We start from the raw sequence: 19,369 nt of genomic DNA on the forward strand, positions 1-19,369 counted from the left end.
TGCTGGCCCTCGCCGAGGGGCGCATCTTCACGCGAGATCACTTTCCGCTGCTTTGCGGTCCTGGCACATACTGGGCCGGAGACGGTATCGTGACCGCCTCCGGCACGTCCCCGGTGGCGCCGGAGGCAGGGCCTGAACTTCTCTGCCTGCCCTTTCATGGCCGTATTACTGCGCCAGAGCTGGCGCGCATCACCGCCATCGTTTCGGCGGTGCTTGATCACGGCGCCCCCAAACCGGAGCAGGCCGAATGAAATCCACCACCGATTTCGACGAGATCACAGTCTTCGGCGCGCGCGGGCATAGTCTGATGATCCTGCGCGGACTTGAGGAATACTGGCGGGGCCGCGTCCGTGTCCGGGCGCTGATTGATGATATCGAGAACGGGTTCGTGCATCCCGGCCTTGGTGTGCCGGTGATCTCGTCGGCTGCGCGGCTGCGTGACCACGCAGCCCTGCCTGTGCTGCTGACGGTCTCGACCCCGGGATTGCGGCGCCGGGTGGCCGGGGGGCTGCGCGAGGAAGGTGCAACTCTTGCCACCGCCTGCTGCCCCGATCTGCCGCATGTCGATCCGGATGTGCAATTCGGCCCCGGTTCGATCACCATGCCCTGGACCCGGCTAGGGCCGGCGGTGAGGATCGGCGCCTGTGCGATGATCCTGTCCTCCAGCATCGGCCATGATGTGGAGATCGGCGATTTCTCAACGCTGGCGATCGAATCCGCCCTGGCCGGGCATGTGAAGATCGGCGAAAGCGTGAATATCGCTCCGAGGGGGGCGGTTATGAATGGCAGCCGCCGCCGGGTGATGGAGATCGGCGACGGGGCAGAGATCGGCGGTGGCGCAGTGGTGATCGGTAAGGTTGCGGCCGGGGCGCGCATGATCGGCAATCCGGCCATGCCGATCCGCGACTGGGTCAGGCTTCGCCGTCTGTTGCGGAATGAAACCGGCTCAGAAGCGCTGTGACATAGGGCCCGAAGCCGGTCTCCCTCCGGATCAGCCGGCGCAGATCCCGGCGGGACCCGGAAGTGACCGCATTGGCGGCGGCACCCGCTGCCGCGACAAATCCCGCCTCATCCTCGGGGGGCAGGAAACGCCCGACGCCCTCCGTCATCCCGATCAGGCCGATATCGGCGGCATAGCCGACAAAGGGCGTGCCAACCGCTGCGGCATGGATCGCGGTGGTCGGCCCCGGATCCTGGCGCGAGGTCAGCAGATAAACGTCAGCGGCACGATACCAGCCGAGGCAATCCTCGACAAATCCGGGCAGGGTCAGGGGCAGCCCCCCGGCCAGGGCGGCATTCGCGAGATCCCTGGCCCAGGCGTCCAGCACCCCCAGCCAGACAAAGCGCGCGCCGGGCTGCGCCGCCCGGATCCGCCGGGCCGCGTCGAGAAACAGATCAAAGCCTTTGCGCTTGTCGGCATGGCCGGCGCCGATAAAGACCGGCCCGTCCTGCCGCTGCCGCCACAGCCGCGCGCGCCGGAATGAGGCCAGCGGCGTCGGGGGCGGAATGATCCCTGGCCGCAATTGCCCGACAGGGCAGGGGTCCCCCGCCGGCGGCCCAGCCTTGCCCCGAGAGGTCCCCTGCGAGATGAGCGGTGAAATGCCCCGTGAAATCTGCGGCATCGAGGCAATCAGCCGGGCGCCCGCCGCTTGCGCCAGACGAAGATCCGGCATCAGGCCCTGGTCCCGGATGTAATCGGGCATCTCATGCAGCAGCACCAGACAGTCGAGACCTGCCTGCGCCAGAGGCACCGCAAGCCCGGCGGCGGCACTGGTATTGATCAGCGCAGCCGTGCCCTGCGGCAGCGCAGAGGCCAGCCCGGTCGCATCCCATCCCTCTGCGAGGATGAAAACGGGGCCAATCGCACGAAACCTGTCGAGCAAAGGCCCGGCATTGCCCAAAAGGAAAACCGGAACATAGCCCCGGGTGCCAAGGGCGCGCGCCAGATCGAGCGTCAGGATCGGCACCCCGGCCTTTTGCGCGTCATGGCAGACCAGCACGAAGGGGCGTGGCCGTCCGGTCATCGCAGCCGCCATCGCGGCGCCTGACATTGCCGCATCGACAGGTGTTGGCCGCGGCAGAAATCCTAGCGCAGAGCCTTCGGTGACATAATGGCGAAACGGGTGGCTTTGGCCGAGCGCGAGGTAACACCGGCGATAGAAACCGGCATCGAACCCTTTGGAAGGCGAGCGCCCCTCGGCATCGCCATGCAGGATGAAATGCCGCACGGGATCTTGCGCGGGGCCGCGCAGGTCGGGATTGGCCTCGAGGTAATCCTCGGGGTCAATCAGGGGGTGGGGCTGGCGTTTCTGACCTTTTGCCACCCGCAACAGATAGTCCTCTGCCGCGCTGGCAGCTTTTTTGTGCCAGTTCGGGTAGCTCGCTTTATAGAACTTAGTGGAGAAATAGGGGGATGGGTCCAGTCCCCTTGCATCGCCATGGCTTTGGAAATGACGCCATGCCTCGCTTGTGCTCAGGCCATTCCCGCACTGACTGAGATAATAAACAGGATCGAACAGCCCCTGATGGATGAGCTGGTTCCGGGTGATATCTGCAGAGTGCATTTCTGTCGGTTGCTTGTCCCGGGAGGGCAGGGGGCGAGGATCGCCAGGCGCGAAAATGCTGCCGTCATGGTGTGACCAATGTGCCGGACCTGCGGGCCGTGCCTGATCTTCCCCAGGCCGGAAAAGCGAGGCCGCCATCGCCGCCATCGATCCTGTTGTGCAGCGCGAAACACCGTGAAGCTCACTGGCATGGTCTGTCACAAACGCGCCGATCACCTCCAGGGCGCGGTCGCTGCCTGGCGGAACGGCGTTGCGCAGCACGTCCAGGACATGCGCCGGATCCGGCTCTGAAAGGCTGACGATATAGTCAAACGCCGTCAGCACTCCGAACCCGGTCAGCATCGGGATCCGGTCTGCGGCCCGCTGCCGCACAAGGCGCCGCACCAGCTCCGCGACCAAGGCGAAGTAACGTGCCGGGGCCGGGCCTGCATGCAAAACGCTGTTGATCAGCACCCGGCCGAGAGCGGTGCGCGCCTTCCGGACCATGGGAGTTAGGTCCTCCGCCGGGGCCGAGAGCGCGAATACCGGATGTCCGGATCGCAACAGCTGCGGGGCGAGGGGGCCGGGCAGAAAGGCCGGGTCGACATAGAGCCCGCCTTCCGCCGCCAGCCGGTGATACCGGAAATAATCCGATGCCATTGCAGGGACCGCGCAGGCAAGAAAGCCTGCCAGCGCCTCTGCCCCAAACTGCCGGTCGAGATAATCAGCGGCGGTCTCGCGATCAAAGAGCTGGTACTGTCCGGTGAAGGCGCGCGCCCATTCGCCCTGTCGGCGGCGAATCTCTGGCGGGCAGTCAGCTTGATGCCAGTATTGAATGACCATGCTCATGGCCAGCGTTGCACCTTCATCTCTCGCATGTTCCAGCCGGACCCCGCCGGCCCGGCCTGACCACTATATGGATGTCGGCAAGGCCTTGTTTCATGACTGGAATATGGCGCAGAGCGGCAGTTCTTTGCAATGATCCCCTTCGGCTGAGCCGCGGCAACCGCAACCTGGCGGAAAGCCCTGGGCGACAAGGCAGTCGCGCCCACCCTCTCAAGGCGCCCGCGCTGCAAGAGGCTGGAAGCCAGTTGCGCCAGCTATGGGTGAGGCAACGCATGAGGCGTTTAACCATTCCGGTCAGAAACCCGACAGGCGGAAACGGAGGAAGCCCGGAGCCGGTGGAAAAGCTGCGGTCCGGGCTTTGCTATGCCGGTGTTTTTCAGGTTTTCATGGAAACGGTATAGAAGTCCGATAATGCAAACTTATTGATCGTACTTTGAAGCTGACGGGCGCGGCGGATAATGGTAAAAAAATGAAAATATACCGCCTCAAGGTGCTGGCGTAACCGGCTTCGCGACATCTCAGGGTGGCCTCTCGCACCGGTCTCAGTTCTCATGATTACTATGTTGACCTGGTGGCTGATGCGGCACCCTCCGCTCGAAGCTTGCCCACATTTCTGGTCCCGAGCAGCAGGAATGGAGGAGGAGAAGCGGAGGTGGCCGTTGCGGGCACCCTTTCGTGCCCCGCCCGCGCGCCGGGCCGATTGCCGGGGGCCGGATCTGCCGGCCCCCGCGGCGCGCTTCAGCGCCTCATCTTGCGAACAATATCCATGAACTCCTGCGCGCGTTTGGGATCGACCGCATTCCAGGTGTGACCGTCGAGCTTGAGCGACGAGCCCACAACACAGCCATCGGCGATCTTCAGCACATCCTCGACGGTGGCATGTTTTACGCCGGTATTGGCCAGAACCGGCGTGTCGGGCAGGACCTTTTTGACCGATTCCAGATCGATCATCTTTGCGGATTCACCGGTGATCGCACCGGACACCAGCACAGCATCCGGGATCGATGAGAAGACCGCCGAACGCGCACGATCTGCAAGCGGCCGGCTGTCAAGCGAGGCCGCGAATTCTGCAGAGACATTGTTCAGGATCACCAGATCCTTGCGGTCCAGCTGGCGTGCCCGGCGCATCGCCCGGCCGGCGTTCGGGGTCCAGGGCCCCATATCCGAGGCATAGGTGCCGGTGAAAATCTCACGCACGAAGGAGGCGCCGGTGGCCGCTGCCAGGGCCACGGTGCTGTCGGGATCCCAGAGCACGTTGACGCCAAAGGGTTTCTGGATCTTTTCACGCAGGCGACCGATCACGAAACCCATCGCCGAAGTCGTGGCGATATCGACCTTCAGCTCATAGGGGCGATCATTTTCATTGCCAAACATAACCGCATCGACACCGGCCGCCTGGAGCGCCTCCAGATCCTTCAATGCGCCCTGATAGATCCCCTCGATCCCTGCATCGGCATCGTAAAGGGGGGTGCCGGGCATCGGATTCAGGTGAACCATCGCAATGACAGGCCTGATCCCCGGGAAAAGCTGGGCGAATTTGGTCATATCAGTCTCCTTGCTCCGCCGGCCACAAGCGGCGATCTGGCGGAAATGGGTTAGAGGGTTGAAGAAAGGGCGCTCAGGTCTTCCGACGCTCAAGCAGCCAGAAGAAGAAAACGGTGATCACCAGGATGATCAGCAAAAGCAGGAAGGCGGCCGCACTGCCCTCATTGACCTGAAGCCCCTGGAACGCGCGCTTATATGCAAAGAAGGACAGCAGTTCGGTCGAAACCCCAGGGCCGCCCTTGGTCAGCACATAGATCAGATCATAGGTGCGGAATTCATTGATCAGCTGGATCACGATGGCGATGGCCGAGACGGGGCGCAGAAGCGGCAGCGTGATATACCAGAACTGTTGGAACGGCCCGGCACCATCAACTTCGGCGGCTTCATAGGGCTCGCGCGGCAGTGAGGCGAGGCCTGCAGAAAGCAGCAGCACGACAAAAGAGGTCTGCTGCCAGATATCGATTGAGATCAGCGTGGAAAGCGCGAGGGAGCTGTCACCAAGCCAGTCGATCATCGGCAGGCCCATCGCCGCAAGGCTCTGGTTGATAATGCCGAGATTGGGCTGCAAAAGCATCCGCCAGATCAAAGCAACCGCCACCGGCGACATCGCCATGGGCAGAGTGAGAATTGCAAAATAGAAGCCCCGCATCGCGAGCACCTGGCGCAGCATCAATGCGAGTCCGAGGCCGATGATGAACTCGCCAATCACCGCTGCAACCGAATAGCGCAGCGTCAGCCATAGCGAGTGCCAGAACAGCGGTTCCGACATGATCTTCGCGAAATTCACAATCCCTGCGAAATGCAGATCAGGGCGGATCATTGTCATGGTGGAAAGCGAGATTGCCAGCGCATAAAACAGCGGAATCCCCATCACCAGCGCCAGCATGGCAAGGCCAGGCGCGGCAAAGCTCCAGCCGGCACGGATCCTGTTTCTTGCAATCACGCTCATGGAGCGCTCCTTCCAGGGGGTTATGGGGCCTCCGGACCCGGACGGGCCCGGAGGCAAACAGAGGTTACTTCGCGAGCAGTTCCTCAAGGCCTTTCGCCGAAGCCTCCAGCGCGGCCTCAACCGTGGCATCGCCGCTTGCTGCCAGCGAGATCTGGGTGCCGATCACATCCTGATATTGCGGCGTGTAGGTAAAGATCGGGAAGCTTTTGCCGGATGCCACGATCTCCCCGGCCTGGGCATAGAAGGGGTATTTCGCCAGAACCGCAGCATCCTCGAAAGTGTCCGAGCGCACCGGCGCATGGCCTTCCAGCGCGCGCCTCGCCGAGATGTCTTTCGACTGCACCCAGGAGATAAAGGTCCAGGCCGCGTCTTTCTGCTCGTCTGGGATGTTCTTCGGGATGCCCCAGCCCCAGCCGCCGCTTTCGCCATGGCCGCCCGGCATCACCGAAATTGACAGCTTGCCCGCCGCATTCGGGCAGGTCTCTGCATTGTCGATCTGCGGCAACATCCACCAATAGGTGACCATCGAGAAGCTCTCGCCGGCGCACATCAGGCGCATCGTATCGTCAAGCGTGGCAGAAAGCGCGCCGGTCTGGGCCGCGTTTGCGATCATATCTGTGTAGAAGCCAAGCGCCTGCCGGCCTTTGTCAGAGTTCAGCACAACGCTGCCATCGGCGGCCAGATAGTCGCCCCCCGCCGCGAAGAGATAGTTGGAGAACTCCATCGAATTGGGGTCACCGCGCTGGCCCTGCATTGCGGCGCCGTTGACGGCGCCCTCGGCCTTCATGAATTTCGCGATGGCAACATAGTCTTCCAGCGTTGTGGGCGCCGCCAGCGCCTTGCCGGTTGACGCCTGATATTTCGCGGCCAGATCCGCGTTTTCAAGCAGATCGCTGCGATAGATCAGACCCATCGAGTAGTTGTACATCGGCAGGATCGGCATCGCCGCGTCAGTGCGGCCCAGCAGATCCAGCATGGCGGGAATAATGGGGGCCATGTCGAAGCCGGTCTTTGCGACATAGGGGTTCAGGTCTTCCAGCCAGCCGCCCGCCGGGAATTCGCCCGCCCAGAGAAAATCGACCGAAAGGAGGTTGTAGTAGCTTTCACCGCCGACAAGCTGTGCCACCAGCTTGTCATGCATATCGCCGTAACCAACCTTCTCGAACTCGACCCTGATGCCGGTTTCGGCCTCAAATTCGGGCAGCAGAGCCTCAATGATTTTTGTTTCGGGGACGTCTTCCATCAGGGCGCGAAGCGTCACGCCATCGGCCAGTGCAGTGCTGGCCCAGAATGCGGCAGCAAGGCTGCCTGCGACAAGGAAAGCATTGGATTTCATCGTTTTTCCTCTCTGTTTTCGCAAATAGTCTTCTTGAGTGGACTTATTTAACCGAGCCGAATGACAGGCCCTGAACCAGGTATTTCTGGATGAATCTCACCGCGATCAGCAGCGGCAGAATGGCCAGCGAGACGCCGGCCGAAACCTGTGAGATCTGCACCCCATTTGACGTTTGCAGCGCGGCAAGTGCCACCGGAACCGTGGCGGTTTTTGAGCCGCCGAGGATCAGCGCGAAAAGGAATTCATTCCAGGACAGGATGAACCCCAGCACCGCCGCCGCCATAATTCCTGGCGCGGCGACCGGCAGAACCACGCGCCAGAACGCCCCCCAGCGGGTGGCACCATCCGTCATGGCGGCACCCTCCAGATCCTCGGGGATCGACTCGAAAAACCCCATCAGGATCCAGGTCAGGAAAGGCAGGTTGATCGCGGAATAGACCAGCACGAGGCCGGTCAGCGAATTGGTGAGGCCGGTGACGCGGTACAGCATGAAAACCGGCAGCGCGAGCGCCACTGGCGGCAGCATCTGGCTTGCCAGCGTGGCAAAACGGGCAAAGCGTCCGCCGGTGCGGAACCGCGCAAAGGCATAGCCCGTCATGGCGGCCAGCGGCATGGTCAGCACCACCGAAAGCAGGGCGACGATCAGGGAATTCATGTAGTTGCGGCCGAAATTTTTCTCGGCAAACAGCGCCCGGTAATTGTCCAGCGTGACCTCGGGAAAAACCTCTCTCGAATAAGAGGCATGTTCCGGTACCAGCGAGGTGCGAAACACCCAGAGGATCGGCAAAAGCACAATCAGGCAGGCAAGGATCAGCCCCAGATGCGACAACACCCGGCGCATCATGGCGTAGCCCGCCTGGGCCAGGCCTTGCCATCCGAGCCACGGAAGAGATGCATCTGCGCCATATCGGCGTGCAGCGTGACCTGATCGCCGAATGCGGGCAGGAAATGGCGCCCGGTGCGCGCCGAAATCGCAACGCCTCCGGCCGTCTCGATGCCGATCAGATTTTCGGCGCCAAGCGCTTCGCGCACCACAACCTTGCCGGTGACCGGCAAGGTGCCGGCAGCGGGCTCAGACAGGATATCCTCGGCGCGCAGCCCCAGAATGGCCGGTTCCTGCGCGGCGCTTGCATAAAGCGTGGCCTTGGCCGGCGGCAGCGCCCCCTCAAGAGGCCCGGCTTTCAGAAAGAGCTCTGTGCCATGTCCGGTCAGGCTGGCCGGGATAAGGTTCATCGCAGGTGAAGCAAGGAACTGCGCCACGAATGTATTGGCCGGGTTGGCATAGACCTCAAGCGGTGGGCCGACCTGTTCGATATGGCCATCCCGCATGATACAGATGCGGTCACCCATCGTCATGGCTTCGACATGGTCATGGGTGACAAAGACCATGGTCTTGCCAAGACGGCGATGCAGTTTCACCAGCTCCTGGCGCATCTCACCGCGCAGCTTGGCGTCGAGATTGGACAGTGGCTCATCCATCAGGAAGGCATCCGGCTCGCGCACCATGGCCCGTCCAAGCGCTACGCGCTGACGCTGGCCCCCTGAAAGCGCACCGGGCCGGCGGTCGAGATAGGGTTCCAGCCCGAGGATTGCCGCGGCTTCGGCGATGCGTCTGTCCTGCTCTGCGACAGGTGTGCCGCGCATCTTCATGCCAAAGCGCATGTTTTCACGCACCGACATATGTGGATAAAGGGCGTAGCTCTGGAACACCACGGCGACGTTGCGGTCCCGCGGCGCAAGCTCGGTCACGTCGCGCGTGCCAATCCGGATCCGTCCCGAGGTGATTTCCTCCAGCCCGGCGATCATTCTGAGCGTCGTGGATTTTCCGCAGCCCGAAGGCCCCAGAAGCACCATAAACTCGCCTTCGCCGATGGTGAGGGAGACATCCCTGACCCCGAACACGCCACTGCCATAATCGCGGCTGATACTGTCGAGTGTGATCGCTGTCAAAAGAGCCTCATTCCCGGGCGTTTATGTGAAAGATGCGGGTTCGGACATTACCGGACACGCGTGGCGGAGGAGGGGTCAGGTCGTGTAAACGCCGCCGGTCACGTTGATCGCCTGGCCGGTCATGAAGCGGGCCGCATCCGAGCAAAGGAAGACGACAACGCCTGCGACATCCTCTGGTGTCTCGATCCGGCCGAGCGGCGTCTGGCGGATGTAATCCTGCTCGACCTCATCGGGGGTCATGCCGCGCAGTTCGGCTTCCCAGAGGATCTCGCGCTCCTGCATAGAGGTGCGCACAAAGCCCGGGCAAACCGCATTCACCCGAATGCCCTTCGGCGCCAGTTCGCGGGCGAGGCCCTGGGTCCAGCCGACAACCGCGAATTTCGAGGCAGAGTAATGTGCCAGAAGAGGGGCGCCAATTTTGGCCGCCAGGGAGGCAGTGTTGACAATGACACCACGGCTTTGCCGCAGGAAATAGCGCGAAACGATCTGGTTTGTCAGAAAGACGCCGCGCGCATTCACATCCATATTGAAGTCCCAGTCATCGTCCGTCAGATCAACGGCCGCGCGCATGGTGGACACCCCGGCATTGGCGATGCAGATCTCGATTCCGCCAGCCAGTTCCAGCGCCTGGTCGAATGCGGCCTGAACCGAATCGCGTTGGCGCACATCTATTCTGACAGCATGATGACCAGCGCCGAGCGATGCCGCCGCAGCCTCTGCCGCCTCAAGGTTCAGGTCAGCAATCACCACCTGAATTCCCTGCGCTGCCAGCGCCTTCGCAATCGCAAACCCTATCCCGGTCGCAGCGCCGGTGACGAAGGCCCGCTTGCCGCCAAGGCCCGGGTGTTGCTGCTCGGCCAGCTGATCTGCACGCATTTGGAATCTCCCTTGATGGCAGAAATCAAACAAAACTTTCAGACTGACGCAAGAATAATGTTTGAGTATGTTCGGTTTTTGCGGTTTATATGTTTTGATTTGATCGATCATGCGCCGCTCCGACCTTGTGGCGCAGCACTTGTGCAGGCAAAACATGGAAAGGCCGGGAGATTCCTGGCGCGATGTGATACGGGCCCGGGAATACGATACCCATACCCCGAAAAGGATCAGGCCAGGACATGATACCGCCCGAACAGATGATTGCCACCGAACCCCCTGAGCCCGCACCCCACGGAGCAGCAGCGCCACAGCCAGCGACCGGGATTGCCCGCGCCCCGGCTCAGGCCCGCATGGTCCGCATTCTTGAAAGGCTGAATGAAGGGGGCTCGGTTACGGTTACCGATCTGGCCCATGAATTCGGCGTCTCAGATATGACGGTGCGCCGCGACCTTGCGGAGCTTGAACGTGACGGCTTGCTGGAACGCGTCCATGGTGGCGCCATCGGTCTGAGCCGCGGCCCGCTGACGGTGATTGATGATATAGAGCCCGCTTTCGAGGCCCGCGCCCGGCAGAATGCCGACCGTAAGGCCCGGATCGCTCTTGCCGCCGCCCGCCATGTGGCGGGTCGCAATGCGCTTGCCTTTGATCTGGGCACCACTGTCCTTGCCGCCGCGCGTGCGGTTGCTGCTGCGGGCCCGCAGCCACAGATGCGGGTGTTCACAAACAGCATGCGCGCCGGCCAGGCGATGGCCCGGGCCGGGCTTTCTGTCTATATGAGCGGCGGCGTGATCCGGGCCGAAGAAATGTCGCTGACCGGCACCGAGGCTGTTGATGGGTTTTCGCGATATTATTTCGACGTCGCGCTGCTCGGTGCCTCGGGGATGACGGCCGAAGGTGTGTTTGACTACTCGCCCGAGGAAGCCGCCGTGAAGACGGTTTTCCTGCAGCGCTCGGCCGAACGTGTGCTGCTGCTGGACAGCACAAAGTTCCGCCGGGTCTCCACGGTGCTGATCGCCTCCCTCGCGGAACTTTCCACCCTGATCACCGATGCGCCCCCACCCCCGGATCTGGCCTCTGTGCTGGAAGGGGCCGGGGTACGGGTGATCCTTGCCTGACCCGAAACCCTGCGCAGCGGATCTTTTGAATGACTGTCTTTCTCGGCCTTGATATCGGCACAACTTCGACCATCGGCATCCTCGCGGATACCGGGGGCAAAGTGCTGGCGCTCGCCTCGCGCCCTGTCACGCTTTATGCTGAAAAGCCGGGCTGGGCCGAGGAAGACCCCGCGCAATGGTGGGCGAATTGCTGCGATCTGATCCCCGAGCTTCTGAAAACCGCCGGAATTTCCGGCGCTGATATTGCAGGCATCGGCGTGGCCGGAATGCTGCCTGCCACGGTTTTGCTGGATGAGACGGGTGCGGTGCTGCGCCGCTCGATCCAGCAAAGTGATGGGCGTGCCGGCGCAGAAGTCGAGGAGATGAAGCGCGAGATCGACGAGCCGGTTTTCCTGAAAGCCGCAGGCTGCGGCGTCAATCAGCAGCTTGTGGGGGCCAAGATCCGCTGGCTGGCCCGCCATGAACCCGAGATTCTGGCCCGGGCAAAGGTGCTGCTTGGCTCTTACGACTACATCAACTTTCGCCTTACCGGCGTCGCGGCGGTCGAACAGAACTGGGCGCTGGAGGCGGGAATCGTCAATGTCGCTTCGGGCAGGGTCGATCTTGCCCAGGCGGCGATGACCGGGATTCCGCCGCATCTGCTTCCGCCGCTGATTGCCTCCTCGGCCGTGCTCGGAAGTGTCACCGCTGCCGCAGCGGCGGCGACTGGTCTGGCCGAGGGCACCCCCGTCATCGGTGGCGCTGCGGATATGATCGCCTCATGTCTTGGGGCCGGTGTGGTTTCTGGCGGCGACGTATTGCTGAAATTCGGCGGCGCGGTGGATATCCTGACCGCAACCGATGTGCTGAGCCCCGATCCGCGCCTCTTTCTCGATTACCATCTGATCCCGGGCCTCTGGATGCCCAATGGCTGCATGTCGACCGGCGGTTCGGTGCTGAACTGGTTCGTGGACACCTTTGCGTCCGGGATCGCTCCGCTCAATGGCTCGCGTCATGCCGCGCTTGATGCGCTGGCGGCAGACCGGCCCGCCGGCGCGATGGGGCTTACCTTCCTGCCCTATCTGCTGGGCGAGAAAACCCCTCTGCATGATCCGGCGGCACGTGGTGCGCTGAACGGGCTGACGCTGTCACATGATCTGGGCCATATCTGGCGGGCGATCCTTGAATCCTATGCCTATGCGATCCGCCACCATATCGAGATTTTCCGCGAGATCGGGCATAAGACGCGGCGCTTCATGGTCTCGGATGGCGGCGCAAAATCCTCGGTCTGGATGGGGATTGTCGCCGATGTGCTCGGGGAACCGCTGCACCGGCCTGGCGGGCATCCGGGCTCCTGCCTCGGCGCGGCATGGACGGCGGCGGTCGGGCTTGGTGCGGCGGAATGGGGTGGGATCACCGCTTTTACCAGCCAGGACCGGCTTTTCACCCCCGACCCCGCCGATCGGAAGGTCTACGACGACGGCTATGCCGCATTCCGTAATCTCTATCGCCGCCTGGACGGGTCGCAGTGGTGACGGGTTTTCCCTGGAAGGCGATTGCCTGGGATATCGACGGAACCCTGATCGACAGTGAGCCGCTGCATCACCGGGCCTTGCTCGCGACCTGCGCGGCGCATGGCCTTGATCTGTCCGCTCTGCCGGAAAGCACATTTGTTGGCACTCATCTGCGCGATGTCTGGCAGGCCATTCGTGCCGATCTGGAAGAGGGGGTGACCGAGGCAGGGTTTTACCGGCAAATTAACCTCAATTATGCGGCGGGGGCGGGCAGCCTGACTGAGATTCCCGGTGCGGTGGCTGTGGTGCGGGCGCTGGATGCGCTCGGGGTGATCCAGGTCTGCGCCTCCAATTCTGATCGCGAGGTCGTGGATGCCAATCTGGCCGCCCTGCAAATCGACAGGATCATGCGCGGCACCATCTCACTTGACGATGTCCGCGAGGGCAAGCCGGCGCCCGAGCCCTATCTTCGCGCCGCAGAGCTGACCGGCGTTGAACCTGCTGAAATTCTTGCAGTTGAAGACAGCCTGACAGGAGTGAGGGCGGCGCAGAGTGCCGGGATGCGTGTTGCGATGCTGTTGCCTCTGGGGCACCCCGACCCTGCAGGAGAGCTGCGCCCCGACTACCGCATCACCGCATTGAACCAGATCCCCGGTTTGCACCGCTGATCGCAGTTTACCCCTTGTTCTGATCCACGCCTATCGAGGCCCCCGCTGTTGGCGGGGGTATTCGCCGTTGGCAGAACTGCTTCGCGGTGACTTCGGGCATTTCCCTCATCATCACCGCAAGTCTTGCGAATTTCAGTTGACAAGACCCGCGGAGTCTTTGCAAGATCGTTATCTGTTATAACAAATTACAGGCATCGCGGATGCAACCCTCTCTCGTCCAGCGTCTTCTGACCCATACAATCCTCGGGTTTTGCAGCCTGGTGGTGCTCTTGCCGCTGCTTTGGGTGCTCAGGACCTCGTTTGCCGATAAGGTGGTGGCCTATCAGCTGCCCCCGGAAATCTTCTTCGTTCCGACTCTCGAGAACTACCGGACCATCCTTTCCGAGATGAACTTCGGAACGTTCTTCCTCAACAGCCTGGTGATTTCCCTGGCCTCGACCGTGCTGGCGGTGGTGATCGGGGCTTTGGCGGCATATGCGATCGACCGCTATCAGGCTGGCGGCAAGGCAATGCCGGTGATCATCCTTGCGACCCAGATGATGCCGCCCATCGTGCTGGTGATCCCGTTTTTCCTGATCTTCAAAGATATAGGGCTGACCGATTCCCATCTTGGGCTGATCATCACCTATCTGGCTTTCAATCTGCCCTATGTGGTCTGGCTGCTGATGAGCTTTATGAAGCGCGTCCCGCGAGAGCTCGACGAGGCAGCGCTGATCGATGGTTGCACACCATTCACCGCTTTTATCCGGATCATCGTGCCGGCCCTTCTGCCCGGTATCGGCGCCGCGACAATCCTCAGCTTCGTGCTCAGCTGGAACGAGTTTCTCTTCGCACTGATGCTTTCCGGCAATGACTCGAAAACCCTCCCCGTCGCCATTTCGAGCCTCGTAACGCAGCAGGGCACAGCAATCGGCGCGGTCAGTGCCGCGACGATCCTCGCCATGCTGCCCATGGCTGTCCTCTATTTTGCCATGCGCCGTTTCCTCGTCTCGGGGCTGAACACAGGCGCGGTGAAGGGCTGAGCCCCAAAATAAAACAAGGGCAAAGCCCTGACTCACACCAACAAGGAGACAGAAATGACCCGTTTGACGAAAACCGGGCTCGGTATAACTGCCGCGCTTCTGATGACCACCTCGGGCGCGCTGGCTGATGCGGCCGCCGTCTGCCAGGGCAAGACGCTGAACCTGCTGCTGGAGACCGTGCCCGACAGCACCGCACTTCTGGAAGTCGCGCCTGAATTCGAAGCGCTCTCCGGTGCAAAGCTCAATCTGGAAGCGGTGAATTACTCGCTGATGCATGAAAAGCTGGTGCCAAGCCTTACGGCTTCGTCCGGCTCCTATGATGTGCTGGTGGTCGACAGCTACTGGGCCGGAGAGTTTGTCACTGCAAACTGGATCCTGCCGCTCGATGACCGGATCGCAGCGGACGGTGTCGATACCTCGGCCTATTATCCGGCGCTGATGGAGGTGAATGGCCATGTCAAGGGCAGCACCTATATGTTGCCCTTCTGGCAATATGCGATGGGGATGCTCTACCGCAAAGACATCACCGACAGCGCAGAGTTCCAGGCTGGCTATAAAGAGAAATTTGGCCGCGACTGGCGCCTGCCCGAAACCCTGCAGGAATATGCCGAACTGGCGAAATGGGCGGGCGAGTTTACCGGCAAGGCCGGTGTCGCCATGTCCGGTCAGCGCGCCGATCCGGTGGTGATGGAGGCGACCAATTACCTCTTCTCGCTTGGCGGCGATTTCTACAACCGTGAGACCTGGGAGCCGGCACTGAGCTCTCCCGAGGCCATCGAGGCGGTGACGATCTTTGCCGATCTGATGAAGAATGCCGCCCAGCCGGGCGCGCTCGGGGCCAATTTTGACGATGTGGCCAATGCGCTGAAACAGGATAAAGCCGTCATGGCAATCCAGTTTCTCTTCCTGATGCCGACGCTTCAGGATCCAAAGGAAAGCCAGGTTGTCGACAAGATGGCCTTTGCCCGGATGCCAGGCCAGGACAGCCTGCTTGGCGGCTGGGGCTGGGCAATTCCGTCCAACGCGACCAATCCCGACTGCTCGTGGGAATTCATCAAATGGGCGGAATCGAAAGATGTCGCGATGAAGCGCGCTATGGCGGGCGGACAGCCGACCCAGGCCTGGATCTATGACGATGCGGCCTATCTGGAGCGCTGGCCGGCGATGGGCGCGGTCGGTGACGCCCTTGCCCATGCCAAGGGCCTGCCTGTGATGTCGCGCGCAACCCAGCTTGTCGAGGTCTTCGCCGAGGTGATGGGCGATGTTCTGGCAAATAACACTGATCCGGCGACCGCCATCGCCAATGCGGAAGACAAGCTCGCGCGTCTGACCCGCGGCGATCCCCTGCTGAAATAAGCGGAACCTGTAACATGTCGCGGCCCGCCTTTGCCGGGCCGTGACACCCGATCCCAGCGACGGATGCCCGAAGACATGACACGCGCCACCCCGAACAGTTCCCGCCGCGACGGCTTCTCTGTCGGCTTTTACAAACTGCTTTTCATGACGCCCACGATCCTCGTGCTGGCGCTGGTGGTGGCGGGGCCGCTGCTTTACTCGCTCTGGCTCAGCCTGCACGAATATATCATCACCTATGGCATGGGTGATCTGGTCTGGTTCGAGAACTACACCCTGATGATGAGCGAGGAATTCGCCGGCGTTTCATGGGTGACGATGAAGCTTACCGTGATCGTCGTCGTGCTGGAGTTTCTGATCGCCTTCGGGCTTGCGCTGCTGCTGAACCAGCCCTGGCTGAAGATGCGCAATTTCTATCTGGTCGTGCTGATGCTGCCGATCCTGATGACGCCCGTCGCGGTGGCGCTGATGTTCCGGCTGATGTTCAACCCCAATCTGGGCATCATCAACTGGGTACTGTCGCAAGTCGGCATTCCCGAACAGGGCTGGTTCGGAGATCCCGATCTTGCCCTTGCGACAGTGGTCTTCGTTGATATCTGGAACGAGACCTCGCTCATGCTGATCATGCTTTATGCCGGGCTTAAATCGCTGCCCCAGGACCCGGTCGAGGCGGCCCGGATCGATGGCGCCAGCTCGTGGCAGATCCTCTGGCATGTGACGTTGCCCATGCTCAAGCCCGTGATCCTTGTGACGGTGCTGATCCGCCTGATCACCGCGCTGAAGAGCTATGACCTGATTTATATGCTGACCCAGGGCGGTCCGGGCAAAGTCACGGAAACGATCAGCTTCTATGCCTACAGGCTGGGCTTTCGCTTTCTCGATATCGGCCAGGCGGCGGCTGTGTCCTTCATTCTGCTGGCTGCGGTCGTGGCCCTGACCGTGCTTCTCCTGCGCATCATGAAAGAGAAATGAAGATGGATGCCGGTCAGACCCCACGCTGGAACCGAATGCTGGAATGGGACCAGCGCCCTCTGCGGCTGGACAGCTTCTCAGAGGAAAACCCGGAACATGGCTTTGCCGTCTTCCATTCCCCCTGGGATCCTGTGCCGGGCCTCGTGCTGGGGACGGCAGGTGAAATCCTAGAGATGGATGGCCGCAAGGCTGCGGATTTCGACATTCTCGACGCCTTCATCGCCGCGCATCACCTCGATGTTGCCGTTGCGCCCGAGGCGATGGCCCTCGACAGCACCCGGATCGCCCGGATGCTGGTCGATGTGAACGTGCCGCGTGAAGAGCTGGAGCGGCTGGCGCGCGGCATGACGCCCGCGAAGCTGGCCGAGGTGGTCGGGCGGCTTTCGATGCTGGAGGCGACCTTCGCCTATTCCAAGATGCGCCAGCGCCACAGCCCCGGCAATCAGGCGCATGTGACCAATGCCAAGGATGACCCGCTGCAACTGGCGGCAGACAGCGCCATTGCCGTTGCGCTTGGCTTTGACGAGATCGAGACGACAATGCGGGTGGCGGGCAACGCATGGGCCAATGCGCTGGCCTGCACCGTCGGCGCGGCCTCGGGGCGCGGTTCGACCCTGTTCCAATGTTCCATCGAAGAGGCTGAGGAACTGAAGATAGGTCTTGCGGGCCTTGCCACCTATGCCGAGACGGTTTCTGTCTACGGCTCTGAGCGCAGCTTCGTCGATGGTGATGACACGCCCTGGTCCAAGACCTTCCTGACCGCAGCCTATGCCTCGCGCGGCATCAAGGCGCGCTGCACGTCGGGCGCCGGGTCTGAGCTGCTGATGGGCTTTCATGAGAAATGCTCGGTTCTCTATCTTGAGGCGCGCTGCCTTTGTCTGCAACGCGCCATGGGTGTGCAGGGCACGCAGAATGGCGGCGTCGATGGGGCACCACTGACCGCCTCTATGCCCGGCGGCGTGCGCGAACTGATGGCGGAAAACCTGCTGGCGGTCTGGCTGGGCCTCGAATGCGCCTCCGGGAATGACACCAAAACCTCGGAATCCGAGGTCAGGATTGGCGCGAAGATCACGCCCTATCTGCTGGCAGGATCCGACCTGATCACCTCAGGGTTCGGCTCGATCCGCGCCTATGACAATTCGTTCAATCCCTCCTTGTTCAACGCCGAAGAGCTGGAGGATTATCTGACGCTGCAACGCGACTTCCAGGCCGATGGCGGGCTTGCGCCGGTTGCAGAGACAACGGCCCTGGCCCTGCGCCGTCAGGCGGTGCTGGCTTTGGCCGATGTGCTGGACGAGCTGGGCCTTGCGGAGGCCGGGCCGGAGATGATCGAAAGTGTGATCCATGCCTCTGGTTCGAATGAAACCGAGACATTCTCGCCGTTGCGCACGCTCCAGATCAGCCAGGACATCGCAGCCCGCGGCCTGACCGCGCTTGATGTGGTGCGTGCTCTGGCGCTGCGCGGGCATCGTGAGATGGCGGAAAACCTGATGTCCATGCTGCGCCAGCGCGTCAGCGGTGACTATCTGCAGACCTCGGCCATCGTGCGCGACGGGCGCGTCGTATCGGCAGTCAACGACCCGAACCGCTATTCCGGCCCGGGCACCGGCTACCACATGGACGAAGACCGGTGGAACCGCGTCAAAGCGGTGCGGGGAACAATCAACCGCAATCATATCCTTGCCGGCGAGGGCCGCCACCAGGCCCCCTCGGGCGCCGCGCAATTCTACCCGATCGGCGAGGCCGCTCCGGGCCGTGATCCGCATGAGGTGGTGATTGGCATCTCTCCGGCCTTCGGCGAAAGGCTCCACCAGACCACCGCCGGCCACGCCGTGAGCGATGTGCTGGATGCCCTGACAAAGGGCATTCTCGAAGGCGGGGCTTTGCCGCGTGTCGTCCGCATCCGCCACACAGCCGATACCTCTTTCCTCGGGCTGACGGCGGCCCGGCTGGCGGGATCGGGGTTCGGCATCGGCATCCAGGCCAAGGGCACAGCGATCATTCACCAGAAAGACCGGCTGCCGCATATGAACCTGGAGCTTTTCTCCAATGCGCCTCTGGTCCGCCTTGATCAGTACCGCGCAATGGGCCGCAACGCGGGCCGCATGACCTGGGGTGAGTTGCCTGAACCGATCATCGTGACCAATGACGGCCAGGCCCTTGGAGCGCGGTTCCATCCGCGTGTGGCCTTGCTTTACGCCATCGAGACCGAGATGACCGACCCCGCAGCCGCCCCCGAAGAGATGTTTTTCGCCAGCGCGGAGCGCAACGCATGAGCCAGTCTCCACTTGATCTCTATCCGCTTTCGGAACAGGCGCCGGAGCTGGTGCGTACCCCCGGCGGTCTGGGACTTGATGACTTCACCGTTGATGCCGCCGTGGCGGGGCGGATCGGGCCGCAGGATCTTGCGATCACGCCCGAGGTGCTGCGTCTTCAGGCAGATATCGCCCGTGCGGCAAGGCGCGATAAACTGGCCGAGAACTTTGAGCGCGCGGCCGAGCTGACCGCTGTGCCGCAGGAGATGCTGCTCGACACCTACGAGCTGCTGCGCCCTGGCCGGGCCGGCTCTGCAGCTGAGTTACGCGCCCGCGCGCAGCTGATGCGCGACAGTTTCAATGCGCCCCTGATTGCGGCGCTGATCGAAGAGGCCGCCGAAATCGGCGAGAAACGCGGCCTTTTCACCAAAAGATTCTAGGAAGGA

17 protein-coding genes are annotated in these 19,369 nt (G+C 62.2%); 10 read left to right on the plus strand and 7 right to left on the minus strand.

The window, feature by feature from the left end; genetic code table 11:
* Positions 1–251: hypothetical protein (locus AC4FS3_RS11535; RefSeq protein WP_491020679.1), on the plus strand; the 251-nt coding region annotated here is incomplete at its 5' end.
* The gene (locus AC4FS3_RS11540; RefSeq protein ID WP_491020680.1) at positions 248–961 is read left to right on the plus strand and encodes an LbetaH domain-containing protein; all 714 of its coding nucleotides are present in this window, start codon (positions 248–250) and stop codon (positions 959–961) included. The genes AC4FS3_RS11535 and AC4FS3_RS11540, both read left to right, overlap by 4 nt.
* On the opposite strand, the gene AC4FS3_RS11545 is transcribed toward AC4FS3_RS11540, so the two are convergent.
* From AC4FS3_RS11545 to AC4FS3_RS11575, 7 genes are all read right to left on the minus strand, one after another.
* A complete protein-coding gene (locus AC4FS3_RS11545) occupies positions 912–3,392 on the minus strand; it encodes a glycosyltransferase (RefSeq protein ID WP_491020681.1) in 2,481 nt (826 codons plus the stop codon). The two genes, AC4FS3_RS11540 and AC4FS3_RS11545, sit on opposite strands and share 50 nt — an antisense overlap.
* A gap of 735 nt (positions 3,393–4,127) precedes the next feature.
* A complete protein-coding gene (locus AC4FS3_RS11550) occupies positions 4,128–4,934 on the minus strand; it encodes a BtpA/SgcQ family protein (protein ID WP_283179527.1) in 807 nt (268 codons plus the stop codon).
* A gap of 73 nt (positions 4,935–5,007) precedes the next feature.
* Entirely contained in the window at positions 5,008–5,883 is an 876-nt protein-coding gene (locus AC4FS3_RS11555) for a carbohydrate ABC transporter permease (protein ID WP_491020682.1), read from the minus strand.
* Positions 5,884–5,947: 64 nt separating this feature from the next.
* Positions 5,948–7,219 carry an extracellular solute-binding protein gene (locus AC4FS3_RS11560; protein WP_491020683.1) on the minus strand — a complete coding sequence of 424 codons (1,272 nt, stop codon included), beginning with the start codon at positions 7,217–7,219 and terminating at the stop codon, positions 5,948–5,950.
* Between the two features lie 43 nt (positions 7,220–7,262).
* Entirely contained in the window at positions 7,263–8,063 is an 801-nt protein-coding gene (locus AC4FS3_RS11565) for a carbohydrate ABC transporter permease (RefSeq protein ID WP_491020684.1), read from the minus strand.
* A complete protein-coding gene (locus AC4FS3_RS11570) occupies positions 8,060–9,169 on the minus strand; it encodes an ABC transporter ATP-binding protein (RefSeq protein ID WP_491020685.1) in 1,110 nt (369 codons plus the stop codon). The genes AC4FS3_RS11565 and AC4FS3_RS11570 overlap by 4 nt, the downstream gene beginning before the upstream one ends.
* A 75-nt stretch (positions 9,170–9,244) precedes the next feature.
* Positions 9,245–10,045 (minus strand): SDR family NAD(P)-dependent oxidoreductase, encoded by an 801-nt coding sequence (locus AC4FS3_RS11575; protein WP_491020686.1) that lies wholly within the window; start codon positions 10,043–10,045, stop codon positions 9,245–9,247.
* Between the two features lie 350 nt (positions 10,046–10,395).
* On the opposite strand from AC4FS3_RS11575, the gene AC4FS3_RS11580 reads away from it, so the two are divergent.
* The 8 genes from AC4FS3_RS11580 to AC4FS3_RS11615 all read left to right on the plus strand — a co-directional run bounded on the left by AC4FS3_RS11580 (position 10,396) and on the right by AC4FS3_RS11615 (position 19,363).
* Positions 10,396–11,160, plus strand: coding sequence for a DeoR/GlpR family DNA-binding transcription regulator (locus tag AC4FS3_RS11580; protein WP_491020687.1), 765 nt, complete (start codon positions 10,396–10,398; stop codon positions 11,158–11,160).
* A gap of 29 nt (positions 11,161–11,189) precedes the next feature.
* On the plus strand, positions 11,190–12,674 hold the full coding sequence (locus tag AC4FS3_RS11585) for an FGGY-family carbohydrate kinase (protein ID WP_491020688.1): 1,485 nt from the start codon (positions 11,190–11,192) through the stop codon (positions 12,672–12,674).
* Positions 12,671–13,321 (plus strand): HAD family hydrolase, encoded by a 651-nt coding sequence (locus tag AC4FS3_RS11590; RefSeq protein ID WP_491020689.1) that lies wholly within the window; start codon positions 12,671–12,673, stop codon positions 13,319–13,321. The genes AC4FS3_RS11585 and AC4FS3_RS11590 overlap by 4 nt, the downstream gene beginning before the upstream one ends.
* A gap of 200 nt (positions 13,322–13,521) precedes the next feature.
* Positions 13,522–14,343 carry a carbohydrate ABC transporter permease gene (locus AC4FS3_RS11595; protein ID WP_491020690.1) on the plus strand — a complete coding sequence of 274 codons (822 nt, stop codon included), beginning with the start codon at positions 13,522–13,524 and terminating at the stop codon, positions 14,341–14,343.
* 54 nt (positions 14,344–14,397) lie between these two features.
* The gene (locus AC4FS3_RS11600) at positions 14,398–15,699 is read left to right on the plus strand and encodes an extracellular solute-binding protein (protein WP_491020691.1); all 1,302 of its coding nucleotides are present in this window, start codon (positions 14,398–14,400) and stop codon (positions 15,697–15,699) included.
* Positions 15,700–15,774: 75 nt separating this feature from the next.
* Complete coding sequence (locus AC4FS3_RS11605) at positions 15,775–16,668, plus strand: carbohydrate ABC transporter permease (protein WP_491020692.1); 894 nt, start codon at positions 15,775–15,777, stop codon at positions 16,666–16,668.
* The gene (locus AC4FS3_RS11610) at positions 16,665–18,944 is read left to right on the plus strand and encodes a propanediol/glycerol family dehydratase large subunit (RefSeq protein ID WP_491020693.1); all 2,280 of its coding nucleotides are present in this window, start codon (positions 16,665–16,667) and stop codon (positions 18,942–18,944) included. Before AC4FS3_RS11605 ends, AC4FS3_RS11610 begins: the two co-directional genes overlap by 4 nt.
* Positions 18,941–19,363 carry a diol dehydratase small subunit gene (locus AC4FS3_RS11615; RefSeq protein WP_491020694.1) on the plus strand — a complete coding sequence of 141 codons (423 nt, stop codon included), beginning with the start codon at positions 18,941–18,943 and terminating at the stop codon, positions 19,361–19,363. Before AC4FS3_RS11610 ends, AC4FS3_RS11615 begins: the two co-directional genes overlap by 4 nt.
* The last annotated feature ends 6 nt before the right edge of the window (positions 19,364–19,369 follow it).

The sequence above is a fragment of the Pseudogemmobacter sp. TB195 genome, from assembly GCF_058313095.1.

Coding starts and splice junctions, on each gene's coding strand:
- AC4FS3_RS11585 (WP_491020688.1), top strand. CDS start 11,190: ATGACTGTCTTTCTCGGCCTTGATATCGGCACAACTTCGACCATCGGC.
- AC4FS3_RS11600 (WP_491020691.1), top strand. CDS start 14,398: ATGACCCGTTTGACGAAAACCGGGCTCGGTATAACTGCCGCGCTTCTG.
- AC4FS3_RS11615 (WP_491020694.1), top strand. CDS start 18,941: ATGAGCCAGTCTCCACTTGATCTCTATCCGCTTTCGGAACAGGCGCCG.
- AC4FS3_RS11580 (WP_491020687.1), top strand. CDS start 10,396: ATGGTCCGCATTCTTGAAAGGCTGAATGAAGGGGGCTCGGTTACGGTT.
- AC4FS3_RS11605 (WP_491020692.1), top strand. CDS start 15,775: ATGACACGCGCCACCCCGAACAGTTCCCGCCGCGACGGCTTCTCTGTC.
- AC4FS3_RS11560 (WP_491020683.1), bottom strand. CDS start 7,219: ATGAAATCCAATGCTTTCCTTGTCGCAGGCAGCCTTGCTGCCGCATTC.
- AC4FS3_RS11575 (WP_491020686.1), bottom strand. CDS start 10,045: ATGCGTGCAGATCAGCTGGCCGAGCAGCAACACCCGGGCCTTGGCGGC.
- AC4FS3_RS11550 (WP_283179527.1), bottom strand. CDS start 4,934: ATGACCAAATTCGCCCAGCTTTTCCCGGGGATCAGGCCTGTCATTGCG.
- AC4FS3_RS11565 (WP_491020684.1), bottom strand. CDS start 8,063: ATGATGCGCCGGGTGTTGTCGCATCTGGGGCTGATCCTTGCCTGCCTG.
- AC4FS3_RS11555 (WP_491020682.1), bottom strand. CDS start 5,883: ATGAGCGTGATTGCAAGAAACAGGATCCGTGCCGGCTGGAGCTTTGCC.
- AC4FS3_RS11545 (WP_491020681.1), bottom strand. CDS start 3,392: ATGAGCATGGTCATTCAATACTGGCATCAAGCTGACTGCCCGCCAGAG.
- AC4FS3_RS11540 (WP_491020680.1), top strand. CDS start 248: ATGAAATCCACCACCGATTTCGACGAGATCACAGTCTTCGGCGCGCGC.
- AC4FS3_RS11595 (WP_491020690.1), top strand. CDS start 13,522: ATGCAACCCTCTCTCGTCCAGCGTCTTCTGACCCATACAATCCTCGGG.
- AC4FS3_RS11610 (WP_491020693.1), top strand. CDS start 16,665: ATGAAGATGGATGCCGGTCAGACCCCACGCTGGAACCGAATGCTGGAA.